The sequence below is a fragment of the Marinifilum sp. JC120 genome, assembly GCA_004923195.1.
Taxonomy (GTDB): domain Bacteria; phylum Desulfobacterota; class Desulfovibrionia; order Desulfovibrionales; family Desulfovibrionaceae; genus Maridesulfovibrio.
The window spans coordinates 1-24070 of the sequence record RDSB01000021.1 but is presented as its reverse complement, the minus strand read 5'-3'; the positions used below and the strand labels follow the sequence as shown (position 1 = coordinate 24070).

At 47.6% G+C, this 24070-nt stretch carries 19 protein-coding genes; 8 read left to right on the top strand and 11 right to left on the bottom strand.

Translation table 11 applies throughout. From position 1 onward, the window contains the following. Positions 1-62: 62 nt before the first annotated feature. The 3 genes from D0S45_17245 to D0S45_17235 are packed head-to-tail and all read left to right on the top strand — an operon-like array spanning position 63 to position 2557. Positions 63-1028, top strand: a complete 966-nt coding sequence (locus D0S45_17245; protein ID TIH12716.1) for a diguanylate cyclase — start codon at positions 63-65, stop codon at positions 1026-1028. After that, positions 1003-1962, top strand: coding sequence for a tyrosine recombinase XerC (xerC, locus tag D0S45_17240; protein ID TIH12715.1), 960 nt, complete (start codon positions 1003-1005; stop codon positions 1960-1962). Before D0S45_17245 ends, xerC begins: the two co-directional genes overlap by 26 nt. A 58-nt stretch (positions 1963-2020) precedes the next feature. Next, positions 2021-2557, top strand: coding sequence for a hypothetical protein (locus tag D0S45_17235; GenBank protein TIH12714.1), 537 nt, complete (start codon positions 2021-2023; stop codon positions 2555-2557). A 232-nt stretch (positions 2558-2789) separates the two neighbouring features. Here the strand turns inward: D0S45_17235 and D0S45_17230 are convergent, their stop codons facing one another. The 5 genes from D0S45_17230 to D0S45_17210 form a co-directional block, all read right to left on the bottom strand. Further along, positions 2790-3869 carry a nitronate monooxygenase gene (locus D0S45_17230; protein ID TIH12713.1) on the bottom strand — a complete coding sequence of 360 codons (1080 nt, stop codon included), beginning with the start codon at positions 3867-3869 and terminating at the stop codon, positions 2790-2792. A gap of 250 nt (positions 3870-4119) precedes the next feature. After that, a complete protein-coding gene (locus D0S45_17225; protein ID TIH12712.1) occupies positions 4120-5310 on the bottom strand; it encodes an L-2-hydroxyglutarate oxidase in 1191 nt (396 codons plus the stop codon). Positions 5311-5355: 45 nt separating this feature from the next. Next, positions 5356-8259 carry a PD-(D/E)XK nuclease family protein gene (locus D0S45_17220; GenBank protein ID TIH12711.1) on the bottom strand — a complete coding sequence of 968 codons (2904 nt, stop codon included), beginning with the start codon at positions 8257-8259 and terminating at the stop codon, positions 5356-5358. Positions 8260-8261: 2 nt separating this feature from the next. Then, positions 8262-11441: an exodeoxyribonuclease V gene (locus D0S45_17215; GenBank protein TIH12710.1), complete on the bottom strand. Its 3180-nt coding sequence runs from the start codon at positions 11439-11441 to the stop codon at positions 8262-8264. Further along, a complete protein-coding gene (locus D0S45_17210; GenBank protein ID TIH12709.1) occupies positions 11425-12339 on the bottom strand; it encodes an EamA/RhaT family transporter in 915 nt (304 codons plus the stop codon). The genes D0S45_17215 and D0S45_17210 overlap by 17 nt, the downstream gene beginning before the upstream one ends. A 114-nt stretch (positions 12340-12453) precedes the next feature. Between D0S45_17210 and D0S45_17205 the strand changes: the two genes are divergently transcribed. Next, a complete protein-coding gene (locus D0S45_17205) occupies positions 12454-13362 on the top strand; it encodes an RluA family pseudouridine synthase (GenBank protein ID TIH12708.1) in 909 nt (302 codons plus the stop codon). Between the two features lie 10 nt (positions 13363-13372). Here D0S45_17205 and D0S45_17200 read toward each other — a convergent pair whose 3' ends face one another. The 3 genes from D0S45_17200 to D0S45_17190 all read right to left on the bottom strand — a co-directional run bounded on the left by D0S45_17200 (position 13373) and on the right by D0S45_17190 (position 16736). Then, on the bottom strand, positions 13373-14158 hold the full coding sequence (locus tag D0S45_17200) for a hypothetical protein (protein ID TIH12707.1): 786 nt from the start codon (positions 14156-14158) through the stop codon (positions 13373-13375). Positions 14159-14239: 81 nt separating this feature from the next. Beyond that, complete coding sequence (ftsY, locus tag D0S45_17195; protein ID TIH12706.1) at positions 14240-16027, bottom strand: signal recognition particle-docking protein FtsY; 1788 nt, start codon at positions 16025-16027, stop codon at positions 14240-14242. A 211-nt stretch (positions 16028-16238) separates the two neighbouring features. Next, complete coding sequence (locus D0S45_17190) at positions 16239-16736, bottom strand: rubrerythrin family protein (GenBank protein TIH12705.1); 498 nt, start codon at positions 16734-16736, stop codon at positions 16239-16241. Positions 16737-17024: 288 nt separating this feature from the next. Here D0S45_17190 and D0S45_17185 point away from each other — a divergent pair, with 288 nt between their 5' ends. The 3 genes from D0S45_17185 (at position 17025) to D0S45_17175 (ending at position 20280) form a co-directional block, all read left to right on the top strand. Next, the gene (locus tag D0S45_17185; GenBank protein TIH12704.1) at positions 17025-18416 is read left to right on the top strand and encodes an asparagine--tRNA ligase; all 1392 of its coding nucleotides are present in this window, start codon (positions 17025-17027) and stop codon (positions 18414-18416) included. A gap of 20 nt (positions 18417-18436) precedes the next feature. After that, positions 18437-19339 (top strand): AraC family transcriptional regulator, encoded by a 903-nt coding sequence (locus tag D0S45_17180; protein ID TIH12703.1) that lies wholly within the window; start codon positions 18437-18439, stop codon positions 19337-19339. Positions 19340-19401: 62 nt separating this feature from the next. Then, positions 19402-20280, top strand: coding sequence for a hypothetical protein (locus tag D0S45_17175; GenBank protein ID TIH12702.1), 879 nt, complete (start codon positions 19402-19404; stop codon positions 20278-20280). 64 nt (positions 20281-20344) lie between these two features. On the opposite strand, the gene D0S45_17170 is transcribed toward D0S45_17175, so the two are convergent. Then, positions 20345-20806, bottom strand: coding sequence for a GyrI-like domain-containing protein (locus tag D0S45_17170; protein ID TIH12701.1), 462 nt, complete (start codon positions 20804-20806; stop codon positions 20345-20347). A gap of 23 nt (positions 20807-20829) precedes the next feature. Continuing rightward, positions 20830-21723: an AraC family transcriptional regulator gene (locus D0S45_17165; protein ID TIH12700.1), complete on the bottom strand. Its 894-nt coding sequence runs from the start codon at positions 21721-21723 to the stop codon at positions 20830-20832. A gap of 158 nt (positions 21724-21881) precedes the next feature. On the opposite strand from D0S45_17165, the gene D0S45_17160 reads away from it, so the two are divergent. Then, complete coding sequence (locus D0S45_17160; GenBank protein ID TIH12699.1) at positions 21882-22589, top strand: hypothetical protein; 708 nt, start codon at positions 21882-21884, stop codon at positions 22587-22589. Here the strand turns inward: D0S45_17160 and D0S45_17155 are convergent. Continuing rightward, positions 22583-23647 (bottom strand): FUSC family protein, encoded by a 1065-nt coding sequence (locus D0S45_17155; GenBank protein TIH12783.1) that lies wholly within the window; start codon positions 23645-23647, stop codon positions 22583-22585. The two genes, D0S45_17160 and D0S45_17155, sit on opposite strands and share 7 nt — an antisense overlap. Positions 23648-24070 lie beyond the last annotated feature (423 nt).

Here is a 24070-nt window from a genome sequence, read left to right as displayed (position 1 = left end):
TCATGAATCGTGGTCCGCTTGAGCTTTGACGTTATATAATAGTTGATGTTACAGCGTAGGCTATGGACAAGAATAAGGATCACGGCCTATTGGGGCTGGTAAAACATAAAGCCATTCTGGTTTCCCCTGATAATTCCTTGCGGGAACTGTTGTTTGAAATCTGGCCGCAGGAAGTACTGGAATTTACTTGCTATACAGAAGCCCGCGGGGCAGTGGAAGATCTTTTTAATGAACCGCCGGATCTACTTATTGTGGACAGCCGAGTGGAGGATGTTCCGGCGCAGGAACTGGCCCGGCTGGTTAAGAGTGAAAATGTTTACCGCCAGCTTCCGGTCATTATTTGCCTTGATGATACCGATCTCCAGCACTCGTGGGATTGGAACGAGGTCGAGGTTGATGATTTTCTGGTCCGTCCTTTTTTTCTGCCTGTTGTGCGCGAAAGGGTAAACCTGACTCTCTGCCGTGCCTTGCGTGCACTTGATGCCAACCCCCTTTCAAAGCTTCCGGGCAACACATCCATCATCCAGAGAATTCAAACTCTCATTGATCGCGAGCAGGATTTCGCTCTTGCCTATTGCGACCTTGATTATTTTAAGTCCTTTAACGACAAGTACGGCTTTTCCCGTGGTGATGAGGTGCTGATGATGAGTGCCCGCATTATCGTTAATACGGTGAAAAGTTTTGCCGGAGAACAGACTTTTGTCGGCCACGTGGGCGGTGATGATTTCGTGGTTATCACTTCGCCGGATATAATCGAAGAAGTCTGTCAACGCATAATTTTTTCTTTCGACGGTATTGTTCCCAATTTTTATGACATGGAAGATCGCCAGCGCAAATCCATTGTATCCAAGGACAGACAGGGCAATACCCAGACTTTTCCGCTGATGGCTATCTCTATAGCCGTTGTCTTTAATATTGACGGCAGAATGAAGCACTATGGTGAAGCTTCAGCCATTGCTATGAGTTTGAAGAAGAAAGCAAAAGAAAATCCCAAGAGCAACTATGTCCTCGACCGCAGGAATACGTAAAGACCTTCCCGAGCCTGTTCAAGTCTTCATGACCTATCTGGATGTGGAGAAACGGGCATCCGCTGCCACTTTGCGCTCCTATGCAAAGGATCTCACCCAGTTTGAGGATTTTTTGGAGACCCGCAAGAGCTCTCTTGCCAAACCGGAAAAGATTATCCCGGACCAAGTGCGCGGTTTTCTCGCCAAACTTCACGGACAGCGGCTTGCCAAATCTACCTTGTCGCGCAAGCTTTCTTCCCTGCGTTCATTTTTCAAATACATGACCAAGCATCGGTTTATTAAGAATGATCCCATGACCGGGATCAGGAATCCCAAGCAGGAAATTCGCCATCCACGTTCTCTAAATGTTGATCAGGCCGTGAATCTCATGGATGCGCAGGTTGGTGATGAACCTGCTGATAAACGCGATCTTGCCTTGGCTGAAATGCTTTACGGTTCCGGGTTGCGGGTCAGTGAGGCCATTACACTCGATCTGTTTGATATTGATACCTCCAGCGGTGTCGTTCGCGTTTCCGGTAAAGGGAATAAGGAACGCCTTTCTCCGCTTAGTGACGCTGCATGTAAGGCGGTTAACGATTATCTGGCAGTGCGTGCCGAGCTTGGGCCAACACTTGAAGAGCAGGCCCTTTTTGTCGGTAATCGCGGCGGTCGTTTGAACCGCAGGCAGGTCAACCGTATTCTTGCCCGCATGGCTGAGGGCGCAGGGCTACACGAGGGCGTTCACCCGCACATGCTCCGTCATAGTTTCGCTTCGCACATGTTGCAATCCGGGGCTGATATGCGTTCTGTACAGGAGTTGCTTGGGCATGAGCATCTTAGTACTACGCAGCGATACACCCACCTGAACTTGCAACAGATCATGAATGTTTATGACAAGGCCCATCCGCTGGCAGGTAACCAGTCTCCGGATTCAAATGGAGAGAAAAAGGAATAGAATTTTATAAATGAGTGTGTTAAGCAAAACTTAACTTAGCAATTCTGGAGGAAGTTCAATGAAAAAGCAGACCGCAGCGACAGTGACTAATGCAATTAATGATAAGAGTGAGGATGCACGCAAGGATGCGCTTTTTGAAATTCGCAGCCTGAAGAAAGATCTGGCCCAACTTGAAAAAGAGCTTTCCTCCAAAAAATGTGAGATCGAAGATCCGGCCTTTGATCTGGTCCACAGTGCCTTTGAAATTTTTCGTCACACTCAGGTTATGGCTGAGAACCGCAAACTTACAGTACAGATTGACGAGAGCCTTGAGAAGGCATCATTCAAGGATTATCTCGATGCAAAGGGGGCCCGGGTGCTTAAAAAGCCCGAAGGATGGCACTGGATTTCCCCGCAGGGTGAGATGCATTATTTAGGTGAATCCGGCGATGCTCAGGCTGCTGCTGAAAAGCTTGAATCTTTAATTTCCCGCAAGAAGCCTGCGGCTAAGAAAGCTGCTGCTAAACCAGTTACAAAGAAGACTGCGCCTAAGAAAGAGACTGCTCCTAAAGAAGAGCCTAAGAAAGACGAAAAGAAAGCGGCTGAAAAGAAATAGAATTCAGCACACAAAACAGATTTTAAAAGGGCGTTTCGCATTTAGTGGAACGTCCTTTTTGGGTGGTGATTTATATTTTACTCAGCGAAGCTTAATAAAAGTTTTAGGAGAGTCCAGAGAACCTTTTTTCAAAAGGGTTCTCTGGACCCGCTGAAAGCGCCGCCGGAGGCATTAAAAAAGGCGTTCCGCAAAATGCGGAACGCCTTTTTTGTTATCTTATGGAGAAGTCAGCTTAGCGTGCAACAGCGCGGTCAAATTCAGATTTAAGATCTGAGATAAGCTGCTTAACGGTGATGATTTTTTCGGTTCTCCATGCATTGGAGCCGGCAAAAGCGAAACCGTTTTTCAGTTTGCCGCGCTGGGCATTGATCAGGGCAGCTGCGATGCAGTAGGGGCTTTCCTCTACTTTGCAGCTCTTGATGCAATGGAACGGGCATTTGAAAGGAGATTTTTTGCCATCGGTTACCGCTTGCAGGAAGTCGTTCTTTACTGCCCTGCCGGGGAGTCCTACCGGACTCTGGATGATGGCCATATCTTCTTTAGTGGAGTTTACGTAAGCCTGTTTGAATTCATCATCAGCATCGCATTCGTGGGTGGCAACAAAGCGGGTTCCCATCTGGACCCCGGCAGCTCCCATATGGAGGAATTTGTTAATGTCTTCTCCGGAATATACACCGCCAGCAGCGATAACGGGAATGGTTCTGCCTGTTTTTTCCTCGAAAGGTTTAACAGCTTTGATGACTTCGGGAAGGATATTTTCAAGGGCGAATTTGGGATCGTTGAGCTGCTCACGTTTGAAGCCGAGGTGTCCGCCTGCCTTGGGGCCTTCAACTACGAATGCATCGGGCAGGTAGTCAAATTTGGAGATCCATTTTTTGCAGATGATGGATGCTGCGCGACCTGAAGATACGATGGGAACCAGTTTGGTTTTTGCGCCATCGTTGAGGTATTTGGGCAGATCCAGCGGCAGTCCGGCACCGGAAAATATTACGTCCGCGCCTTCTTTGACGGAAGTACTGACCATGTCCGCGAAGTTGGACAGGGCAACCATGATGTTTACACCGAGGATGCCGGAGGTCATTTCTTTGGCCTTTCTGATTTCTTCGGCCAGAGTGTCGATGTGTGCTTTTGCGTGGTCTTTGCCGCCATTCTTGTTGGTAAGACCGATCATTGCAGCAGCGATAACGCCGATGCCGCCTTCTTTGGCAACTGCGGAAGCAAGGCCGGAGAGGGAAATTCCCACACCCATGCCGCCCTGAATGACGGGTACCTTGGCAACGAGATCGCCAATTTTAAGCTGAGGAAGATTCATACTAAAGTTCTCCTGTGACTTGTATATTTAAGAGTTGCCATTGGTTGATAAACAATACTGTCAGCAAAAACGCTTTGTGGCAGGTATCTGAAAGATACATACAGCGGTGTATTTATTGTTCAGAGGCAACTTTGAAGTCCGAGAAAAGTTTTTTCCTGTATGAGGCTTAAAGTCAAGTTCTTTTTGTCTGTTACAGCTTGGTGACGCTCTGTAAAAATGCTTGTTTTGCAATGCAGAGAACATACATTCTTTAGTGTATGTAATTCTCCACAATCATTTCAGCAAAGTACATGGAGCTAGTGAAGGCAGGTGAAATAGCGTTGAGTACGTGCACACTCTTTGTATCACTTTCTACAAGAAAGTCCATCACAAGTTCATTGCGTTTTAGATCTACCAATTGCGGGCGGATACCCACTTTAGTGGAGTTTTCAATATCATCAGGGGAAAGTTCTTTGACCAGTTCTTTAGCATCATTGAAGAAACATTTAAAAAAGTATTTGCGTGGTTCTTCAAATGCAACGGAACGGAATTTTGGGTTCGTGAAAAAGAGGATGGCGTCGCGGAGCATTATGTCGAATGCTTCTTTATCCAGACCGCTCAGGATGCCGTAGTTCTCACGTCCGAATGCGGGGATAGCTGTAGGTCCTAAATAGACATCCCCACTGGCTCCGCGGGTGAAGTGGATTCCAAGAAATGGATTCTTGATGTTTGGAACCGGGTAGATACTGCCTTTGATGGTGTGGGCCTTTTCTTTTTTGAGCTTTTTGTAAATACCTTTGAAGGGGATGAGCTGGTAGCCTTCACCGAATCCGAAGGGACGGGCCACCTGATCGCTGTATGCCCCGGCAGCATTGATGAACTGGCCGCAGCTTATTTCACCTTTATCGGTGACAATAGTACTGTTGCTTTTTGCAGTAATGAACTTTGTGCCGAGTCTGAAAGATACTTTTCCGCTGGATTCAAGCTCATTATACAATGATTTCATCACTGCACGAGGGTCAACTACTGCGGTATAGTGAGAAAACAACGCCTCTTTGGTTGTTTTTGCATTGGGTTCTATTTCGGCGAGCTGCTGCTCATCAATGATCTCGACCTTGGCTCCGTTGGCGGTGGCCCGGTTATAAAGCTCATGCAGGGTGGGGAGTTCTGATTCGTTGCGGGCGACAATTACTTTACCTGTTTCCAGCAGGGGTAATTCTTTTTCACGGCAATATTCCTTCATCCTGAAATTACCGGAAAGGCAGGAAACAGCACGCAGACTGCCCGGAGCATAATAGATCCCGGCGTGCAGGACTCCACTGTTGCGTCCTGAAGCATGCTTTGCAATCTCTGTTTCCTTATCGAGGATAAGAATGTCCTTGTAGCCTTTGGAAATAAGCTCCCGCGCCACAGTAAGGCCCACTATTCCAGCTCCACAGATCATGATTTCAGCAGTCTTCATTATTCTTCCCTTTTTGGAATTCCTAATAGTTTAAGCCAAGTAGAATTAACTTCCGCAGGCTTCCCGGTATGAGCACCATTGGCACATGTTGGAACGGATTGGTTTAAAATCCTCCTCCTGCAACATGTTGTTGATGATCACTTTGGTCAGGGCCGGAATTTTGGTTTCTATGATTTCCTCGCGCTCTTCATCACTTGTTTTGGAATCAAAGAGTCCTTTTTCCCGGCCGTCTGTGACCAGCTCTACCAGTGCTGCCTGTCTGGGCAGTTCGCCGGAAGTGTGCTGGTCCATGAGTAAGTAGAGTGGGAGTTGCAGGCTGTTAGCTGAGTCCTTGATTTTTTCAAGAAAGGGTATGCCATCATGGTAGATAGCTTGCGGATCATCCAGTAATGGACCCCATATGGATTCATCGTCCCAGAAGGATTTACGGGGCAAATGGAGTCGTCCGGTCTTGTAGTCCAGCACGTATCGTTCCCCGGCCCGTTCATCAACCCGGTCCACACGCCCGTGAATGCGTACGGAGAAATCATCCATTTCAAGCTCGGCCTGTGAGTCTGATTCCAGTTCCACAATTTTGGTCGGCTTCATATTTTTCAGGAATAGGGAAAGTCTGTTTTTTCCGGCCTGTTCAAGTGATTTTTTAATATCGTAAGCAAGATTGGGATACAGGGAATCCCGTTCCAGACGGAGCATGAATAAATCCTGCAACTCTCTTTCATCCAGATCGCTTCCGCTGATATCTTTATTCAGGTGCGGTTCAAGAAAATCTTTGAGCACGGAATGAATCAGATCACCGAATCCGGCGCGGTCCCCGTCCTGATCAACAGTTACGCTTTCGCGCACATTGGAGAGGTAACGGAAAAAGAATAATTTTGGGCACCCCACGTAACAGTCGATGGCTGACGGGGATAAGCCTTTGAACTTGAGCAGATTGTGCAGTTTATCCTGCAATGGTTCTTTTGGAATCGGAGCCGGGCTGTTTACGATGGCTCCCACGGGAAAATTAACAGCCTTGAGCGGGAAATCTTCACCCGGAGTGATAATCTCTTTGCGTTGCTGTTCCATTTCCCAGAGCAGTTGTTCCACAAAGCGGGAGCGGATGGATTTTGAATCCAGCAATCCGGGCTGAACACCGCTTTGATAAAAGATGCAGGATTCCTCGCTACCCATGATCAAGCGGTAGAAGTTGTAGGTGGCGACTGATTCCCTTTCCCGTGAATCCGGCAGGTCCAGCAAATGGCGCAACTGGTCCGGGAGCAGAGGATCGTAGGGATCGGTTCCGGGAAGTTTTTCATCAACGGTATCAAGAATGAAGGTGCGCTTGAAATTGAGGAGGCGGCTTTCCAGCATACCAAGCACCTGCATACCGGAAATGGGGTCCGGCTCAAATGATACACGCTGCGATGAAAGCAATTGCCGGAATATGGAAAAGCAAAGCGATTGCCCGAAAATTTCATTGCTGATGGAGCTTTCGCGCAGTTCGGGGATGACCTCGTTCATGAGTCGGAAAAGGCACTCCGAATCAAGCAGGTAGCGGTTCCAGAGGGTGCCGCCTCGTTGGCGGAGCATTTCTGCCATAGCTTGTAAACTATCCGCAAGCTCAGAAAGAGTTTCAATATCTTTGAATTCATCGATGCAGACCTGTACAGCTTCAGCGCGCAGTTCTTCGGTGGTTTCCGGGTTGTCCACCAGATTACCGTTGTCGTCGCTGTAGACTGGGACAAAATCTTTCACATTTGCGTAGGGCGCGCCGTGACGAAGTGCGTTTTCCCATTGGTGGAAGATGGTTCGCAAAGGCTGATCGCCGTTTACTTCCAGCATTTTCAAATAAGGGTGACGGATCAGTCCCAGAATATCTTTCCAGTAAAAGTTATGCCCGTTACGGTTTTCCTGCAATTTGAGTACGGCTTCCACCAATCCGTTCAGGGCCGAGCGTTCCAGCGGATAGCCCATACTGATGTTGATGTCTTGTTCCGGCAGGTGGTGCATGACCGGGAGCAGTAAAGAGGTGTCCGGCAGGACCACGGCGCAACCTTCTACTTTTTGCGAGCACAGTTCTTCGCGCATGGCGCAGAGCTGGGAATGGCGGTCGAATCCCTCAAAGAATTTCAGTTCCGGCAGTTTGCAGCTTCCCTTTGCTGAATGCTCCGAAACAGCCTCGGCTTTCCAGTTTTGGAGCCAGAGTCGATGCTCACGCACACCGAAATGTCCTTTGCGTCCTTCAGCAAGTCCGGGATCACTGTGCCAGATTACTTGCAGGCCCAGATTTTCCCAGAGGTAGCGGAAGAACATATCTTCCACGCCGCTGACTCCGTAGAATCCTGCCAAGTAAAGTTTGCGGTCCTTGAGGATATCATCAAGGCCGCTGAAATTTTCTACTAAGGTCCGGTTTTCCAGACCTGATGTTGTCCAGCCGCGCTTATCCAGTTCTTCCAAGTAGCGTACGAAGATTATTTCAAGTTCTTCCAGCAGGGCAGCGGCCCATTCCAGTACTTCGCCTTGCAGCATGGTCAGGTTGCGCGGTTTTATGTCCTGCCGCAGCAGATCTTCCAGCAGGGAAGCCAGCCGTGTTCCCCACGGGAAGAACATTTGTAGATCTGTAGGCATTTTGGAAAGCATGCCCGTGGATTCATTGCGCAGCTTTTCAATAATATCAAAGAGCAGTCCTACTTGATCCAGTTTACCTATCTTGCGTGGGAACTCAGCAGTAAGTTTGGGGATAAGTGAGGATACGAAGTCGGAGAATGAATAAATCTCCGGCAGGATGCACGGTTTGGGCAGTTGCTCCGAACTTGCAAGGGCCTTTTTTAAGTAACGGGCCGGGCGGTGGTGCGGGACAATAACCGTGACTTTGCTCAGGTCGCCATCAGAATCATTAATTATAGTTGTGGCAAGATTTTCAATAAAATCTTCTTTCCACGAGATTATTTGGATATTTTTTTTATTCATAACTATATATTAACTTCTTTCGTAAATTTTCCGTCTAAATAAACCAGCAGGCCGCGTAATTCTTTCTCGTCACCGTACATGTCTCGTAATAGCTTCAAGTATCTTTTGACCTGCTTCTCGTTTTCAGGCGAAGGCTGTCCGGTTTTGTATTCAACTACCAGTGCCCGTTTATCTTCCAAGAGCAGCAAGTCAGCGCGATGGGTCTCGCCTTTTGTGTCCATGATGGCTACTTCCGGCCTGCCGCGTTCGATAGCGGTACGTACATCCGGGACCGATAAGGCCCAGAGGGCCATGTTAGTCACTTCCGGGACCAGCACGTCTTCCTCTTCGGTCACTGCCGGGAACTTGGCAAAGGCCGCTTCAGCACTGCGGCGGCAATCGGCATCGTCATCCCCGGTGAGGATCAGGTTTTCCATGGCGTTATGGGCCAGTTCACCGCGCATACGTGCATCATAGGAATAATCTTCAAGGTTATGGCGGTAAACGCGCAGCCTCGGCAGCCAGCCCATGAGTTCTGGTTCGGGTCGTCCGTCAGTGGTGGTTTCGCAGAAATCGTCAGTTGAGGCAGTTTGCGATTCTTCTCGTTCGGGGTCGGGAGTTTGTTTTTCTTCTTTTTTAGGATTTACGCCATATTCAAGCAAACCGAGATCATCAAATTTACCCTCAAGAATCATTTCAATAGCAGCGAGTGCCGGACTTACGCCCCGTGTTTTTTCCGAGGGCAGGAATCCGTAAAGCTCTTGTCCTGCACGGGTCCATGCAACGTAGAGCAGGTTAAGCTGTTCGCTGAACATGCGGGTGCGGTTCTCGTAATAAATATCACCCAGTGAGCTGCTCATGGGAGTCAGCATGGTCTGTCCGTCTATTTGAATGTCCGCCAGTGAACTGTCCGGGCCGGATATGGACCAGTTATGGAAGGGTACCACAATGACCGGAAATTCCAGCCCCTTGGATTTATGGATAGTCATGATGCGTACCGCGTTGACTGATTCCGGCAAAGGTACTTTTTCCTCGGCGGATGAAAGTTCCCAGAAATCAAGAAATGCAGCCAGAGAAGTGCCGCGTTTTTCTTCGGCTAAATGAACCACCTCAAGGAAGCGGCGGATGTAGAGTTCGTCTTGCGGGTAGGTTTCGATAAGTTTGAAGCGCGAAACCATTTCGCTGGCAAGGTCGTACGGGGTCATCAAACCGGACTTGCGCAGGAAAGGCGAAATGTGCATGTTCCAGAAATCTGGGTATTCTTCAGAAAAACGGCGATGCAGCGGTCCTTTGTCGCGTTCGGCCAGCCATTTGAAGAGAGCCTCGTGTTCAATCTTTGAGATGTGTCCGAATATTTCCTGTCCGCAAATGAATTCAAGAAAAGCAAGATCGTCCTGTGGGTAATCAAGGAATTTGAGCAGGGAAACCATCTGGCGCACGATGGGATGGCGGTCCAGTTGCAAGCTGTTTTCAGTGATCACCGGGATGGATTTTTCTACCAGCCAATCACAGACCAGCTGTGCATGTCCGTTGGAGCGGACCAATACGCAGACATCCCGGTATTCGCGGCGGGAAAACAACTCATCCATGAGCAGGTCAAAGTTGCGGCGGGTTTCGTCCACAATTTCTTGTGAGCTGGAAGCGAAAACCCTTTGCAGCCGTACGTACCCGCCTGCGCGGTCCTGTCCCGGAGGCAGCTGCTGGGATGCTTTTTCAAATGAATGGGAAATATTTTGGGCCAGTTCGATCTGTTGTTCTTCCGGGCTGTTGGGGTAGAGCTTTTCTGAAAGGTCGAGGGCAAGATCATAGTCTGCCAAGGTCTCAAAGAATTCATTGTTGAATCCGATAACGTGCTCAAGGCTGCGCCAGTTGTATTCAAGATTTGCAGGAGTGAATTCGGAAAGAGCGTAGAGTTCCGGGTCTTGTCCCACTTCATCAAAAAGTTCGGAACGGCCCCCGCGCCAACTGTAGATAGCCTGCTTCACATCGCCCACATAAAAAAGACTGCCCGCCTTGGATAAGCATTCCACGGCTAACGGAGCCATTGCATTCCACTGGGCAAGGCTGGTGTCCTGAAATTCGTCAACCAGCAAATGGTGCAACCGGGAACCCATGCGGCAAAATGCATCAGGCAGGGCACTGCCGCCTTGAAGCACGTAACTTGCCACCTTGGGCAGGTCCGCACTGAGCAGCATTCCGTTGCGGGTTTGGTATTCAATGATGTCGGCCCGGATTTCCTCTACAATGCGGACGAACGGAGCCAGTGCATAGGCCCCGCGCAGGATGGTGGCCTTGTCGCGGTAAATTTCATGGGCTTGTTTCAGGTCCCCATAAACTTTCTCATGATAGGAACCAATGTCACCTTTGGATTTTTTATTAACGCAATCCTCAAAGCTGTCCTTGGCAACCATGGTCGATTCTTTGGGCAGGTCCATGAAATCGATCTTGGCAGCGTGGGCCAGATATTTATTCAGATGGGCTGAAGCCGCCAGTTTGTCTGTATCAATGAGTGCCGACAGGTCGCGCACAGCTTTTTGGAATGCATCGAATTCCATTTGCAGCAGTCCGGCTATTGCTTCCTGATCCGTAAGCCTCTCCGCGGGGTGGTCGATAACGTGGGTCAGGATGGAAAGCAGGCGCATACGCATCTGTTCGGAAAGCCAGAAACCTTGCTTTTCTTCTTTGAGCACGAGGCTGTCCACTGCATCATCCAGCAGTTCCTTGCGCAGCAGGTCGCCTTCTTCGCATTGGGCTAGAAATTTGTTGAAGTTCGGTTCGAACAGGGCTTGGGGTTCAAATAGCAGTTCGAATTCCGGGCTTAGTCCCAGTTCAAGGGCGAAGATGCGCACCAGCAGGTTCAGCAAACTGTCGATGGTGCGGATATTCAGTCGGTTATATCTTTGAAGGATGGGGATGAGTTGTTTTTTAGCGTCCAGAGGTTTCCAGTCCGCGCCCAGTCCGTCGCCTTCAATATCCAGAGCACGGTTTTTCAGGGAACGGATGACGCGTTCTTTCATCTCTGCCGCAGCCTTATTGGTGAAGGTAACAGCCATGATTTCTGGCCAGCAGTAACCCTTTCCCTGTGAGCTTTTACAGACCGGGATAGAATCTTCTTCCTGCGCGCCCGCTAAGAGGGACAGGAAGCGGGCTGTAAGTTCGTAGGTCTTACCAGACCCGGCAGAAGCCTTAACTTGTTTTAGCATTTACTTTTTGAGCTCCGGAGGCAAAAAATGCGATAATTTTATTTTCCATTACAATCATTAATACAGCAGAGATAATCAGCGCACTGCCGATGTATCCGGTCCAGTCGAAGCTTTCGTTCCACCACAGCCATGCGAGAATGGCGGCGATTACCGGTTCGATGGTAGCGATTACCGAGGCGGAGGTTGGTTCCAGCCATTTGAGACCTGCGTAGTAAATAGAGTATGCGCCGTAGGTGCAGATCAGGGCCAGCGCGATCAGGCTCATCCATGATGTGCCGGTCTTGGGGGTGAACTCAAAGAACGGCAACAGACAGAGTGCGCCCACGGGCAGGGCATAGAGAAATATTGTCGGTGTGGTGTAGCGTGCGAAGATGGTTTTACCATATATGTAGTAGAGGGCGTAGGTGAACCCGGAAGTTAGACCGAAGACGATTCCCGGCCAGGTGAAGGTCATTTCCGTCCCGGTTCCGAAAATTTGGGGTCCGAGAGATACGCAGGCTACTCCGCTGATGGTTATCAGCATTGCGGAAATCTTGACTAGAGTCATTTTTTCACCTAGCAGCAGCCAGGACATGAAGGCGACCCATGCCGGGGCTGTGTAAAGCAGAACCGATGCCAGAGCCGCACCCACATCCTGCACCGCCAACTGGTAGGAACCGTAAAATATAGTCACGCCCACAAAGCCGAAACCTAGAATCTGGGGCAGATCTTTGAGGTCAATTTTTATGGCCCGGATACGGCAGGCATGGACAGCAAAGAGCATCCATGCGAAAATTGCCCGCCAGAAGGCGTTCTCAAGTGGTGCGACTCCCTGTGCAATGGGGAACTTGGAAATAGGGCCGATCAGGCCCCACATGATTGCAGCACAGATGACGAAAATACAGCCTTTAATATTCACGGCAAATCCTGTTATACTGGGAAAAGGTTGATTAAGACCGTTTGTCAGCTTAGAAGTGGGTACTTGCTGTAAAAACGGCAGGTTGAACAAAATTCATTGCGCTTAGTGAGTTGTATGCTGTTTCCCTTGCAGCGTAAACCCTGTTGGATAAATTGGAATGGTAATCAGTTAACAGAAATGGAAGATAATAAATTGAATGAAATTGACAAAAGAATAGCAGAAGATAGCGACGAAGGTCAGCGGCTGGATAAATTTATGCTCAAGCTGCTTCCTGAAAGCGGACTCCGTGAGCGCAGGCGGCTTATTGAAAGCGGATGCGTTACCGTCAACGGTCGCAGCTGCCGTTCCGGATTGAAGATGTTTTCCGGTGCGGAAGTAGTCCTGTTTGAAGCTGAGAACCGCTCTTGCGATGTGGAGATTCTGTCACAGGTAAAGGTGGTCAAGCAGGCCGATGGGTTCGGTGTTGTTTACAAGCCTGAAGGTATTCATTCTGCGGCAATTGCCGGAAGCCCGGCACCGTCAGTTGAGGAATGCCTTGCAGGAATTTTTCCGGGGCAGGACCCTATTCTGGCTAACAGGCTGGACTTTCTTACCTCAGGGATGTTGTTGGTTGCTTTTGGTGTGGAGCGGGAAAATGAATTTCGCGCATACGAGGATTCCGGCAAGGTTGATAAAATATACCACGCCAAAGTGCATGGAATCCCGGATGAATTATTAATCTGCAAAAATCTGCTTGATACCGTAGAGCGCAAGCGCACAAAAGTGCTTGATGAGGAGGGGGCGCCGGAACGTTGGTCCAACGTAGAGCTGATTGAAAAATATGAAGATGGCACATCACTTATTGAAGTGCGCATCGCCAAAGGCTCTCGTCATCAGATCCGGGCGCATCTCGCCCATGAGGGATTTCCTATTGTTGGTGATTCTCTTTATGGTCGCGAAGATGGAGCGGATAGGATGTATCTGCATCACCGGAAGATAATTTTTCCGGGATTTGAGGCGGTTTGTGAGAGTGGGTGGAAGTAGGGTTTGTATCTTATTTGGGGCTTATGCCCTGTTCTTCTGTAAATTTTTTGATGGTTCCGTCTCGGAGCAGTTCCTTGATGGCCTTATCCAATTTCGGGTTCAGGGTATGGGCATGTTTTTTGTTTACAATGTGATACAGCTTCTTGGTGATCAGAGGAGCGGACTCGGTCAGCCCTTGTATCTTAAGTTTTTTTATCGTCTGTTTTGCTACCGACCGCAGCATGATAACAGCATCCACCCTTCCTTTTTCAACCAAGGTTAGGAGGCTTTTGTAAGAATCAACCATTTGAACTTTTTTGGCATATTTATGGGCCAGATTGGTTGGGCTGAGTGATCCACGCATTACGCCGACAGTGAGGTCTCGGATGTCTTCAGGAGCGGCAATGACGAGTTCAGGGTTTTTACTGAATGCAGATATTGTTTCTTTCATCATCGGAGTGGGTACGTTTGTGAGATTAGGGTATTGGGCAATAACATAAAGTGTACGGATGGCGGAACCGTCTGTAATCCCGCTGTCAGCTGATTTGAGGTCACGAATGCCAGGGAAATATTTAAATTCTACAGATAAATTAGCCCGAGAATATATTTCGTTGATAAGCCCTTCTACTTTGGGAGTAGATGTTTTTTGGGTATTGAGGTAAGGTATACCTATTATATAGGTGTCCCTTGCGAAGGCTGGTGTGAATAAGATTGTGAATAATAGCAAAAAAAGAATGATGACTTTATGCATTTTGTCCTCGGAAGTGATAGTCTTACAGTTACTTCTGAGGATAAGAAAAGTTGATTTTTTAAGCAAGTCCTCGCTGTTATAATTATTAAAAATCCCGTCCAGCTCAACAAGCCGGACGGGATTTTCAATTTTATATTATCTAAATTCCTAAGACAGCAACAAAGCCTTAGCAAAGTCCTCGCCGTTAAACGGTCTGAGGTCTTCCATTTTTTCGCCCAAACCTATGTAGGTGATGGGCAGCTTGTGTTGCATGGTCACTGAGATCATGACTCCGCCTTTGGCTGTGCCGTCCAGCTTGGTCAGGATCAGTTCATCAACGCCGATTTCCTCGTTGAATATCTTGGTCTGCGAGAGGGCATTCTGTCCGGTGGTGGCATCGATGACCAGCACGCTGCGGTGCGGTGCTTCATCGTGCTTCTTGCCGAGGACCCTGCGGATTTTAAGCAACTCTTCCATAAGGTTGGCTTTGTTGTGCAGACGTCCGGCAGTATCAAGCAGCATGAGGTCGTAGCCGTTTTTGACTGCGTAGTCGATGGCTTCGAATGCTACGGCTGCTGGATCGGAACCTTCTTCCTTGGCGTAGAATCCGGCACCTACGCGGCGGGCCCAGACTTCGAGCTGGCCGATGGCGGCAGCGCGGAAGGTATCACCGGCAACGATGAGCACCTTGCGGCCCTGCATCTGAGCGCGGTGAGCCAGTTTTGCGATGGTAGTGGTTTTACCAACGCCGTTCACGCCGATCATCATGACGACTTCCGGCGGGTTGAATGCCTTGATGCGTTTGGGAACTTTGAAAATTTCGTCCAGTTCATCACGCAGCAGGTCTTTAAAATTCTCGGGGTTGGTTTCCCCGGCTTTGCGGATACGTTCTTTCATGCGTTCTACAAGTTCCATGGAAGCATCGTAACCAACATCAGCCATGATCAGGATTTCTTCGAATTCTTCCCAGAAATCATCATCAAAGGCGGTGTGGCTGGAAAGCATGGAATCGATGCGCTTGGTGATCTGCTCGCGGGTCTTGTTAAGACCTTCGGAAAGCTTGATGAACAAACGACTGCGTTCATCTTCCTCATCTTCAAGTTCAAGAGCCAGCGCAAGACGGTACTGGAGTTCGGAGCGGAAATCATCCACATACTCGTAATCCATGTCTTCGAGCCAGTCTTTGAAGCGGATGATGAAATCTTCGGCCTCTTTCTTTGGGGCCTCAAGTGCATCCAGCAGGAAAGAAAGGCGATCCCAGAGATCGTCCCCGGCTTCCTCAATGTCTTCGAGGATCAGTCCCAGCCATACGGAAAGGCGCGGTTCGGCCTGCTGTAAAGATTTGGTCAGCTCGATTTGCCACTGCGGCTTATCCTCAGCAGGCTGAGCTTCAGTTTCCATAACCGGTTCAAGGATGGTCGGTCCGGCGGGTGCTGGAGTTTTTTCGATAATTTCCTGCTCGGGTTCGGCAACTGGTTCCGGTTCCATTTCAACGGCAGGAGTTTCTTCGATGACTTCCTGCTCAGGCTCGGCAATTGGTTCCGGTTCCACTTCTGCAACACGAGTTTCCTCGGCAACTTCCGGCTCCGGCTCTGGAGCAGGTTCTTCAAATAAAATTTCAGGCTCGGCCACAACTTCGGGTTCGGTGGCAGGCTCATCAATAATCGGCTCTTCTTCCGGGATTTCTGCTGTCTCTATAACCTGTTCCGGCTGAGCTTCAGCAGCAGGCTGCGGTTCTGTTTCAACCTTGGTTTCAACAACTTCCGGTTCAACAGGCTCCGGCTCAGGAGTCGGTTCAGGTTCGGGAGCGGGCTCCGGTTCCGGTTGAGCTTTAATCTCCGGCTCTTCTACTTCTTCTTGCGACTCGTAATCATCGCCGAGATAATCTTTAAGTGCTTGTTCGGCCCTATCTTCCGGGCTACTCCACATCTTTTTTACTTTAGAAAAGAATCCCATTGAAATCCCCTTTGCAGTCTATTTTGAACAGGCGAAGATAGCTTAGTAATCCCGGATGCGCAACTATCCGGTTTAAGCTCTTTTCGGCGTCAGCTTAACAATAGTTATTGATTCGGATTCGTCCAGTGGAAGATGTCTATATGATCAAAAAAGCCCCGCGCGCATTAGATGCGTGCGGGGCCTGAGAGGTGGCTGAGAAAATAGGTAGGGGTTAATCTACTTTCTGGTAAGCCTTGGGGGCTGCTCCACAGATGGGACACTTTTCAGTTGCTGCGCCGTTCTGGGTGTGGCCGCATACGGAACAGATGTGGAATTCTGCTTCTGCGAACACATCGCTGTCAGCATCAAGTGCCTCGGTGTAGAGGCTGGCGTGAATTTTTTCTGCTTCGTTGGCAAATCCGAAGTAGCGCAGTACTGCATTTTCACCTTCAGCTTTGGCATCTTCCATCATCTCAGGATACATGGATTCGAATTCGTAGCTTTCGCCTTCGATAGCCTGTTTCAGGTTTTCTTCAGTGGAACCAATACCTTTCATAAGGCGTAAGTGAGCGTGAGCGTGAATGGTTTCTGCTGCTGCGGCTGCACGGAAAAGTTTTGCTACGCCGGGCTTACCTTCGGATTCAGCTTTCTCTGCAAAAGCGAGGTATTTACGGTTAGCCTGAGATTCGCCTGCAAAAGCTGCTTTGAGATTTTCAAGTGTCTTAGTCATTGGAGTTCTCCTTGTTGTTCAATTTGAATCTGAATTTATTGTTTAAAAACTTTGTACCGTTTCGTTGAAATAATTAATAACGATTCCTATTAAGGAATGCAAGTAGAAAATGAAATAAAATTGATAAAATTAATTAATAAAAAGTTGGTTGTTCCATTTAGCTCGTCAGTGTGTGTTTCTGCTATATATATTAATGATGCATAAGTTGGTTGAAATTTACCCGACTAGCAGCTACATCTTACGCGAAGTGCAATTATCTGCGCTAAACCAAGTGATTGGAGACAATTTATGAGAAGAACATGCGTAAAAGATATTTTGAACGCGGAAAGTGCAACCGCTGAAGTTCTGGTTAAGGGCTGGGTCCGCACCAAGCGTGACAATAAAGGCTTTTCATTTCTGGAAGTTAACGATGGTTCCTGTTTGAAAAATGTACAGGTAATCATCGACCACACCCCGGAAATAGAAGCTGAGCTTGAGAAGATATCCACCGGGGCGTCAGTGGGAGTTACTGGTGAGCTGGTTGAATCTCCCGGCAAGGGTCAGAAGTGGGAAGTTCGCGGTAAGTCCATTGAACTGATCGGATTTGCTGATCCTGAAACTTTCCCGCTCCAGAAAAAACGTCACTCTGATGAGTTTTTGCGGTCTATTGCACATCTGCGCCCCCGTTCCAACAAATTCGGGGCAATGTTCCGCATTCGTTCCGAACTTTCTTACGCAATTCATAAATTTTTCCGCGATAAGGGTTTCTTTTACGTACATACCCCGATCATTACCGGGTCCGATTGTGAAGGTGCTGGTGAAATGTTCCGGGTTACTTCTCTTGATCACGATTCTCTTTCTTCCATGAAAAAAGAAGATCAGGCAGCCAATGACTTCTTTGGTAAAGAGGCACACCTGACTGTTTCCGGTCAACTGGATGCTGAAATGTATGCTCTTTCACTCGGACAGGTGTATACTTTCGGACCTACTTTCCGTGCTGAAAAGTCCAATACTCCGCGTCATGCTGCCGAGTTCTGGATGATTGAACCTGAAGTTGCTTTCGCCGATCTTAATGATAACATGGATCTTGGCGAGGAGATGGTCAAATATCTCATCAATCATGTTCTTGATAAATGTGCAGATGACATCGAATTATTCGCTAAATTTGTGGATAAAACTTTGATGGATACCTTGCGTAATACCCTTGATAATGAGTTTGAGCGCATCACATATACTGATGCTGTGAATTTGCTTCAGCGTTGTAAGAAAGCCAAGAAATTCGAATTTTATCCTGAGTACGGTCAGGATTTGCAGACCGAGCATGAAAGGTATCTCACTGAGAAGCATTTCAAAAAGCCGGTCATCGTTTACGATTACCCCAGAGAAATCAAACCATTCTACATGCGTGTGAATGATGACGGCAAGACCGTGGCCGCCATGGATCTGCTTGTTCCCAGAATCGGGGAGCTGGTCGGAGGTTCACAGCGTGAGGAAAGGCTTGATGTTCTGGAAAGCAGGATTGCTGAAACCGGTATGGATTCCGAAGAATACTGGTGGTATCTCGATACCCGCCGTTTCGGAACCGCGCCCCACGCAGGGTTCGGTATGGGCTTCGAACGCATGCTCATGCTGCTCACCGGAGTCACCAACATCCGTGACGTTATTCCTTTTCCGAGAACTCCCAAGAATCTGGAATTCTAATAATTAATCATGGGGTCGCCTTGAGCGGCCCCTTTTCCCCTATGCTAACAATCCCTCGTTTTATCCAAAATTCCCCGAAATTTGCTGACATCACTGTGGATGGCATTACTTTTGTGCAATTTCAGAGCAGAAGCTCGGAAATTCGTCATGAAGTATGTGTTTCGCAGCACTCTCTTGTTTTTGTCCTTGAGGGTACAAAACATATTCATTCTGCTGACGGGGATATGGTGATCCGCAAAGGGGAAGCTTTCTTCTGCTGTAAGGGTTGCCACATTATGTCTGAGATGATCCCGGAAAATGGCGGGACATTTGATACTGTTCTTTTCTTTTTTGATGACCCAATATTCGCTAGTTTTGTGAGCCAACTTTCTGTAAAAAAGACTAACTCTACAAGCCCTGAGCGGTCTGCTTTTAATATAAAAGTGGCAGATCAGGTCGGTATCTACTTGGCGTCTATGCTGTCTTTGTTTGATTCTCCGCTGGGTAAGAATAATGATTTTTTGCGGCTGAAGGTTCAGGAGTTACTGCATTATATATGTACCACTCCGGGTAATGATGAATTTCTCAGCTTTTTGATTTCATGCAGGGATGTGGGCAGGGCAGACTTGCCTGCTCTTATGGAGCAATATTTCAATAAGAATATAAGCCTTGAAACCATTGCGGAGCTGTCCGGACGCAGCCTTTCGTCCTTTAAACGCGAATTTAAGAAAATATATAATACAACACCAGCACGTTGGATTCGTGAACGCCGTATGTCTTGGGCTGAACAGTTGATTCGTAATTCCGATAAAAGTATCACCGAAATTTCTTATGAATCAGGCTACGAAAGTTTGTCTCATTTCAGCACTCTTTTTCGGAAAAATTACGGAGTCACTCCCCGTGAATATCGAATTGAACTGAATTCAGCAAAATCTGGTCTTTAATCGCAAGTCCTGTCCTACTTTTTGCGCTAGCTTCTTCTTCAAACAGAACAAGGAGAATGTTCATGCGTAAATATTCAATCATCGCAATTTGTCTTTTTATGGTCTTGCAGCTTGTAGCCTGCTCAACACAAACTATTAAAGTGGACGGTTTTTCGGCACCTGAGAGTGTAACCTCTGACGGAACATATTTTTATGTTTCAAATGTGGGGGAGAAACTTAAGCCAATGGACAAGGACGGCGACGGTTACATTTCTCGGTTATCAGCTGAAGGCGATGTGTTGGAGAGAAAATATATCAGCGGTCTGAACGCACCCAAGGGAATGACGGTTTTAAACGGAATCCTTTACGTTAATGATATTGATCATCTTAAAGGTTACTCCGTGGCAGATGGAAAACAGGTTGTAGATCAGGATTTTTCCGCCGAAGGGACTTCGTTTCTGAATGGTATAACTGTCATTGATGACGATAAATTGCTTATTTCCGCAATGGATACAGGTGATCTTTTTGTTGTCGACGCCTCATCCAATCCAACTGTTATCAAACTTGAATGCGACACCGATCTTTTCGGCCCTAATGGTCTTTCGTATGATTCCAAGACCGGAACAATTTATCTTTGTTCGTTCGGCAAGGACCACAAAACCAATGGGATTGTGGGTAAAGGGCGCATTGATGGGAATAGATTTTACTTTGAGAAGATCAGTCCGAGAAATGGATTGTATGACGGAATGGTATATCATGAAGGAAATATCATTTTTTCCGACTGGGTTGATTTTAAAAAAGAGGGTGTTTTAATCAGGCAAGACGCTGAAACAGGAGAACTTTCCACTCTTGATCTTGGTGAGAAAATTGGTGGTCCTGCTGATTTCTATTTGGATCAGAAAGGAAAAAGGCTGTGGATTCCCATGATGCTGGAAAACAAAGTCATGATTGTTGGGTATTAATCTGGCTAAGAAAGTTTTGCGCCGCGCTTCCATTAATATGGAAGCGCGGCGCGTTTTTTAATTCTTACTTAAGCGGCATGAGCAGTACAGTTACCAAATGTTCCGGTTTTGTGTTGGTGGGATCATTCATATATTGCTCGTAGCAGGGTGCTTCCGCGTGGGTTTCACCGCTTTGCGGGAGCCATTTTTCGTAGAATTCGGTCCACGAATCTTTGAGTTTCTCGTAAGGACCGAGGTGGGTGGTGACAGCATATTTTCCACCGGGGAAATCTTTAAATTTGATTTCAGCAGGAGCATTGCTTTCATTTTCTATGGTTATGCAGGCTTCTGAGCGCAGTTCTGCCGCTGGAACCTGTCCCGGATCATCATGATAAACTCCGTAGAATCTGGTTTTAGGGGTGAACATCCCAGCGGGACCAGCCCATCCACAAAGCTTTTCCCAAGCTTTGCCTACCTCTTCATATGGTCCAACGTGTTCAGTGTAAGCCATTTTTGCAGGATCAAGAGTCCAGATTTGTACGTCCATTTTTAAACACTCCATGTTTTGTATTAATAAATGGCCAGCCAGATTTCTGTAACCGCTTCTTCGAGCGGGACATCCGGTGGAGCCTTTATGTATTTTTCAAACGAAGGGACATTTTCGTTTAGCTTGTATCCATTGTTTGGAATCCAGTTTCCGTAAAATTCCCTATAGGTTTCGAGCAGACCGTCATATGGGCCGTAATGAGTTGTAACTGCGAATTTTCCGCCGGGAATTACCTGAACTCCCATATCGGGGGCTGGTTCAACTTCTTGTGAAATAGTGAAGCAGGCATCATAACGGATCTTACCTTCCGGGGTGATATCCGGGTGATCGTAGCAGATTCCCAGAAATTCCGTTTCTTCGGAGAGCAGGCCGTTTCCGTAACCCCAGCCGCAAAGCTTTTCCCATGCTTTTTCAACATCAAAATAACGACCCAAGTGGCGGATGAAAATAACCCGCACATCTTCCCGAATACGTACATCAGCTTTACAGGCGATCGGGGAAGCACCCAGTTTAATTCCTTTAACGCTAGGTTCCGGGCGGTAGTGGATTTTTCCGTCATTGCCGGGAGCAAACATTTCTCGCGAATTGTTTCTGAAATCACTTGGCGGGGCCATAAATCTTTTCTTGAAGGCTCTGCTGAATGTTTCCGGAGATTCAAATCCGGCATCAAGAGCAATTTCCATAACCGGGCTATCCGTGTAGCAAAGTCGATAGGCAGCGCGTTCAAGACGCAACCGGCGGACGTGTTCCTTCAGGTTTTCACCGACCATACCCTTGAATATACGATGAAAATGGGCAACAGAAAAGCAGGCTTGCTCAGCCAGTGTCTCCGGGGAAAGATCCCCATCCAGATTGCGCTGGATGTAAAGCAGGACTTCCATCATCCTTTCATTGTATGGTTGCAGAATTATAGACATATATTTTCCCTTAAATGTGTTTCGTTAATCTTTACTAAACATGTTTTGTTGACTTTGACATGACATTTTTTATCATTTGTAAATTTTATTGAAAAGTGGGGATGAAGGGTAACTGTATGCGGTTGATGATTTGAATCATCTGGGGTTAGAATAGGGATATGAACAAATTGATATCAGCAGCCTTGCTGGGACTTACATTTTTTATAGCCTGTTCCTGCACTCCGGTGAAGCAGTTTGTTGGCAATCCTTGTGTCAGCAATTCTTCAAGGGTGACGCAGCGTATTGTCGATTCATCTGTCTGCGCACTTAATCATATGCGAACCAAAGACAGCCTGTCTCATATTGATCATTTGCTGGAAGACGCTAGAGCTGTTTTCATTTTCCCTGATGTATATAAAGCTGCTTTTATGATCGGTGCTGAGGTTGGGCCCGGAGTTCTTTGCGCCAAGGATGAGACCGGATTCTGGAATGGTCCTGCCTTTTTTAATATGGTCGGGATCGATATCGGCTTGCAGGGTGGAGTAGAAGGCAAGACTCTGCTGGTTTTTCTTATGGATGATCAAGCATTGGAAGACGCTCTCGGTGGGAAGATTGATCTTTCGCTGGGCGCAGACATCGCTGTTGGGCATACTGCCGACCGCAGTAACCGGGGAACTTTCGATGCTGAAGGAAATATCCTGCTGCTGGTGGATCAGGGCGGGGCTTATGGCGGCATGACCTATCGCACCGGGGCTTTCATGGTCAGTAATGATTTTAATAAACGTTACTACGGAAAGAAAGTCAGCGTGCGTGAACTGCTCATGACCCACAAACATGATAAGCCTGAAGCGGATAAATTGCTTTTAAGTCTGGCAGGTGTTTACTGATTCTTAGTAAGTTTAGAGTTGATTCTTTTTCTTTCCCGAGCGTAGCGCAGCAGGTCTTCACAGATAAACTGGGCACTGTGGTAAAAGGCAAAGAATTGGATCATTTTTTGTAAATAGAATCTGCGGGTCGCTCCCTCATTGCGCAAGGTTTCCAGTTTCTTTTGAGAGGCAACAAGGGCATCATGCAGCGATTGCTCGTCTGGGATTCTCTTTGAGCCGATATCGCGCATGGCCTGTGAGGTGACTTTTGCAAGCAGTCGAAGCTCATCTTCCATTATTATATGATAGCCTTCGCCGTGAACATGGCTCAGAGCATGGAGCATTGCCCGTAGGTGTGAGGCACATTTCTCTAGGATTTCCACTTTCATGCCTAGTAACTGGGTATCTTCTATGTATATGAAGCGTTCGAGGCGGATTACCTTGGCATATGTTTCACGATTTTTGGTCAGCCTGCTGTTAAAAGCTTCAAGCGCGCTGGGGATCAGGCAGCTCTGTTTATCAAGGAAACCATCCATCAGGGTTTCATAGTTTGCTGCACATTCTTCGAATTGATTGAAAAGCTCTTTTTTTAACGTCTCAGAGGCGCGCATGGGCCAGAGTGCGATACTGGTTACAAAGGCACTCCCAACTCCAATTCCGATTTCGAGTACTCTGAATAGGCCGAATTCAACACGATTAGGTTCACCGAGGCTGGCTAAAGTTACGATGGTAGTCGTTATGGCGGCCATTTTGTAGCGGTTGTTATAGCGAGTCATGTAAGCGCAAAAACCTACCGAAACGAAAAGAGCAAGCATGGTCATATGCGGAGTTTCCGGGAAGGCCAGAATGCACAAGACGCCGATAAATGCGCCGATAGCAGTGCCGGAAAAGCGATACCAGCACATCTTAATGGAATCAGCAACGTTGATCTGCATGACAATGACCGCAGAAAGGGCGGCCCAGTATCCGAACTTTAAACTGCACAGATCCGCAACGATATAGGCGAGAACTGCGGCAATTCCGGTTTTCAGTCCGTGTTTGATGTGGGCCTGATGGGCATTGAGAGTTTTAAACTTCATAATAGGTCGGTAAGCCTGATTGGTTAAGCGTTTAAAGGCAGGAATCTTAATATGTATACTATAGGTGGATTGGCAATAGGTTGTTAGTGAAATTTTGAAATATATAACTTTAACCCTCTTAACCAGCATCACTAAGCCATTTACTTCATATGAGTGTAAATTAATTCTCAAATATACCACAAATAATTCAAAAACCCCTTGACCCCAACCGCTGTTTTCCATAGAACCTCTTTCTCGACGCAGCAACGGCTGAAGGCCACGAGCGTGTCGGGATTTTTTTTTGACTGACCGGTCATTAAACGGTTGACAAACGGAACGGGTTTACATAGATTCCCAATCCGCGCTGAGCGAAAGCAAAGCACTGAGATCATTGAAAAAATATTTTGCGAGAACATTGAAATTAATGATTGACAGCGGCGGCTG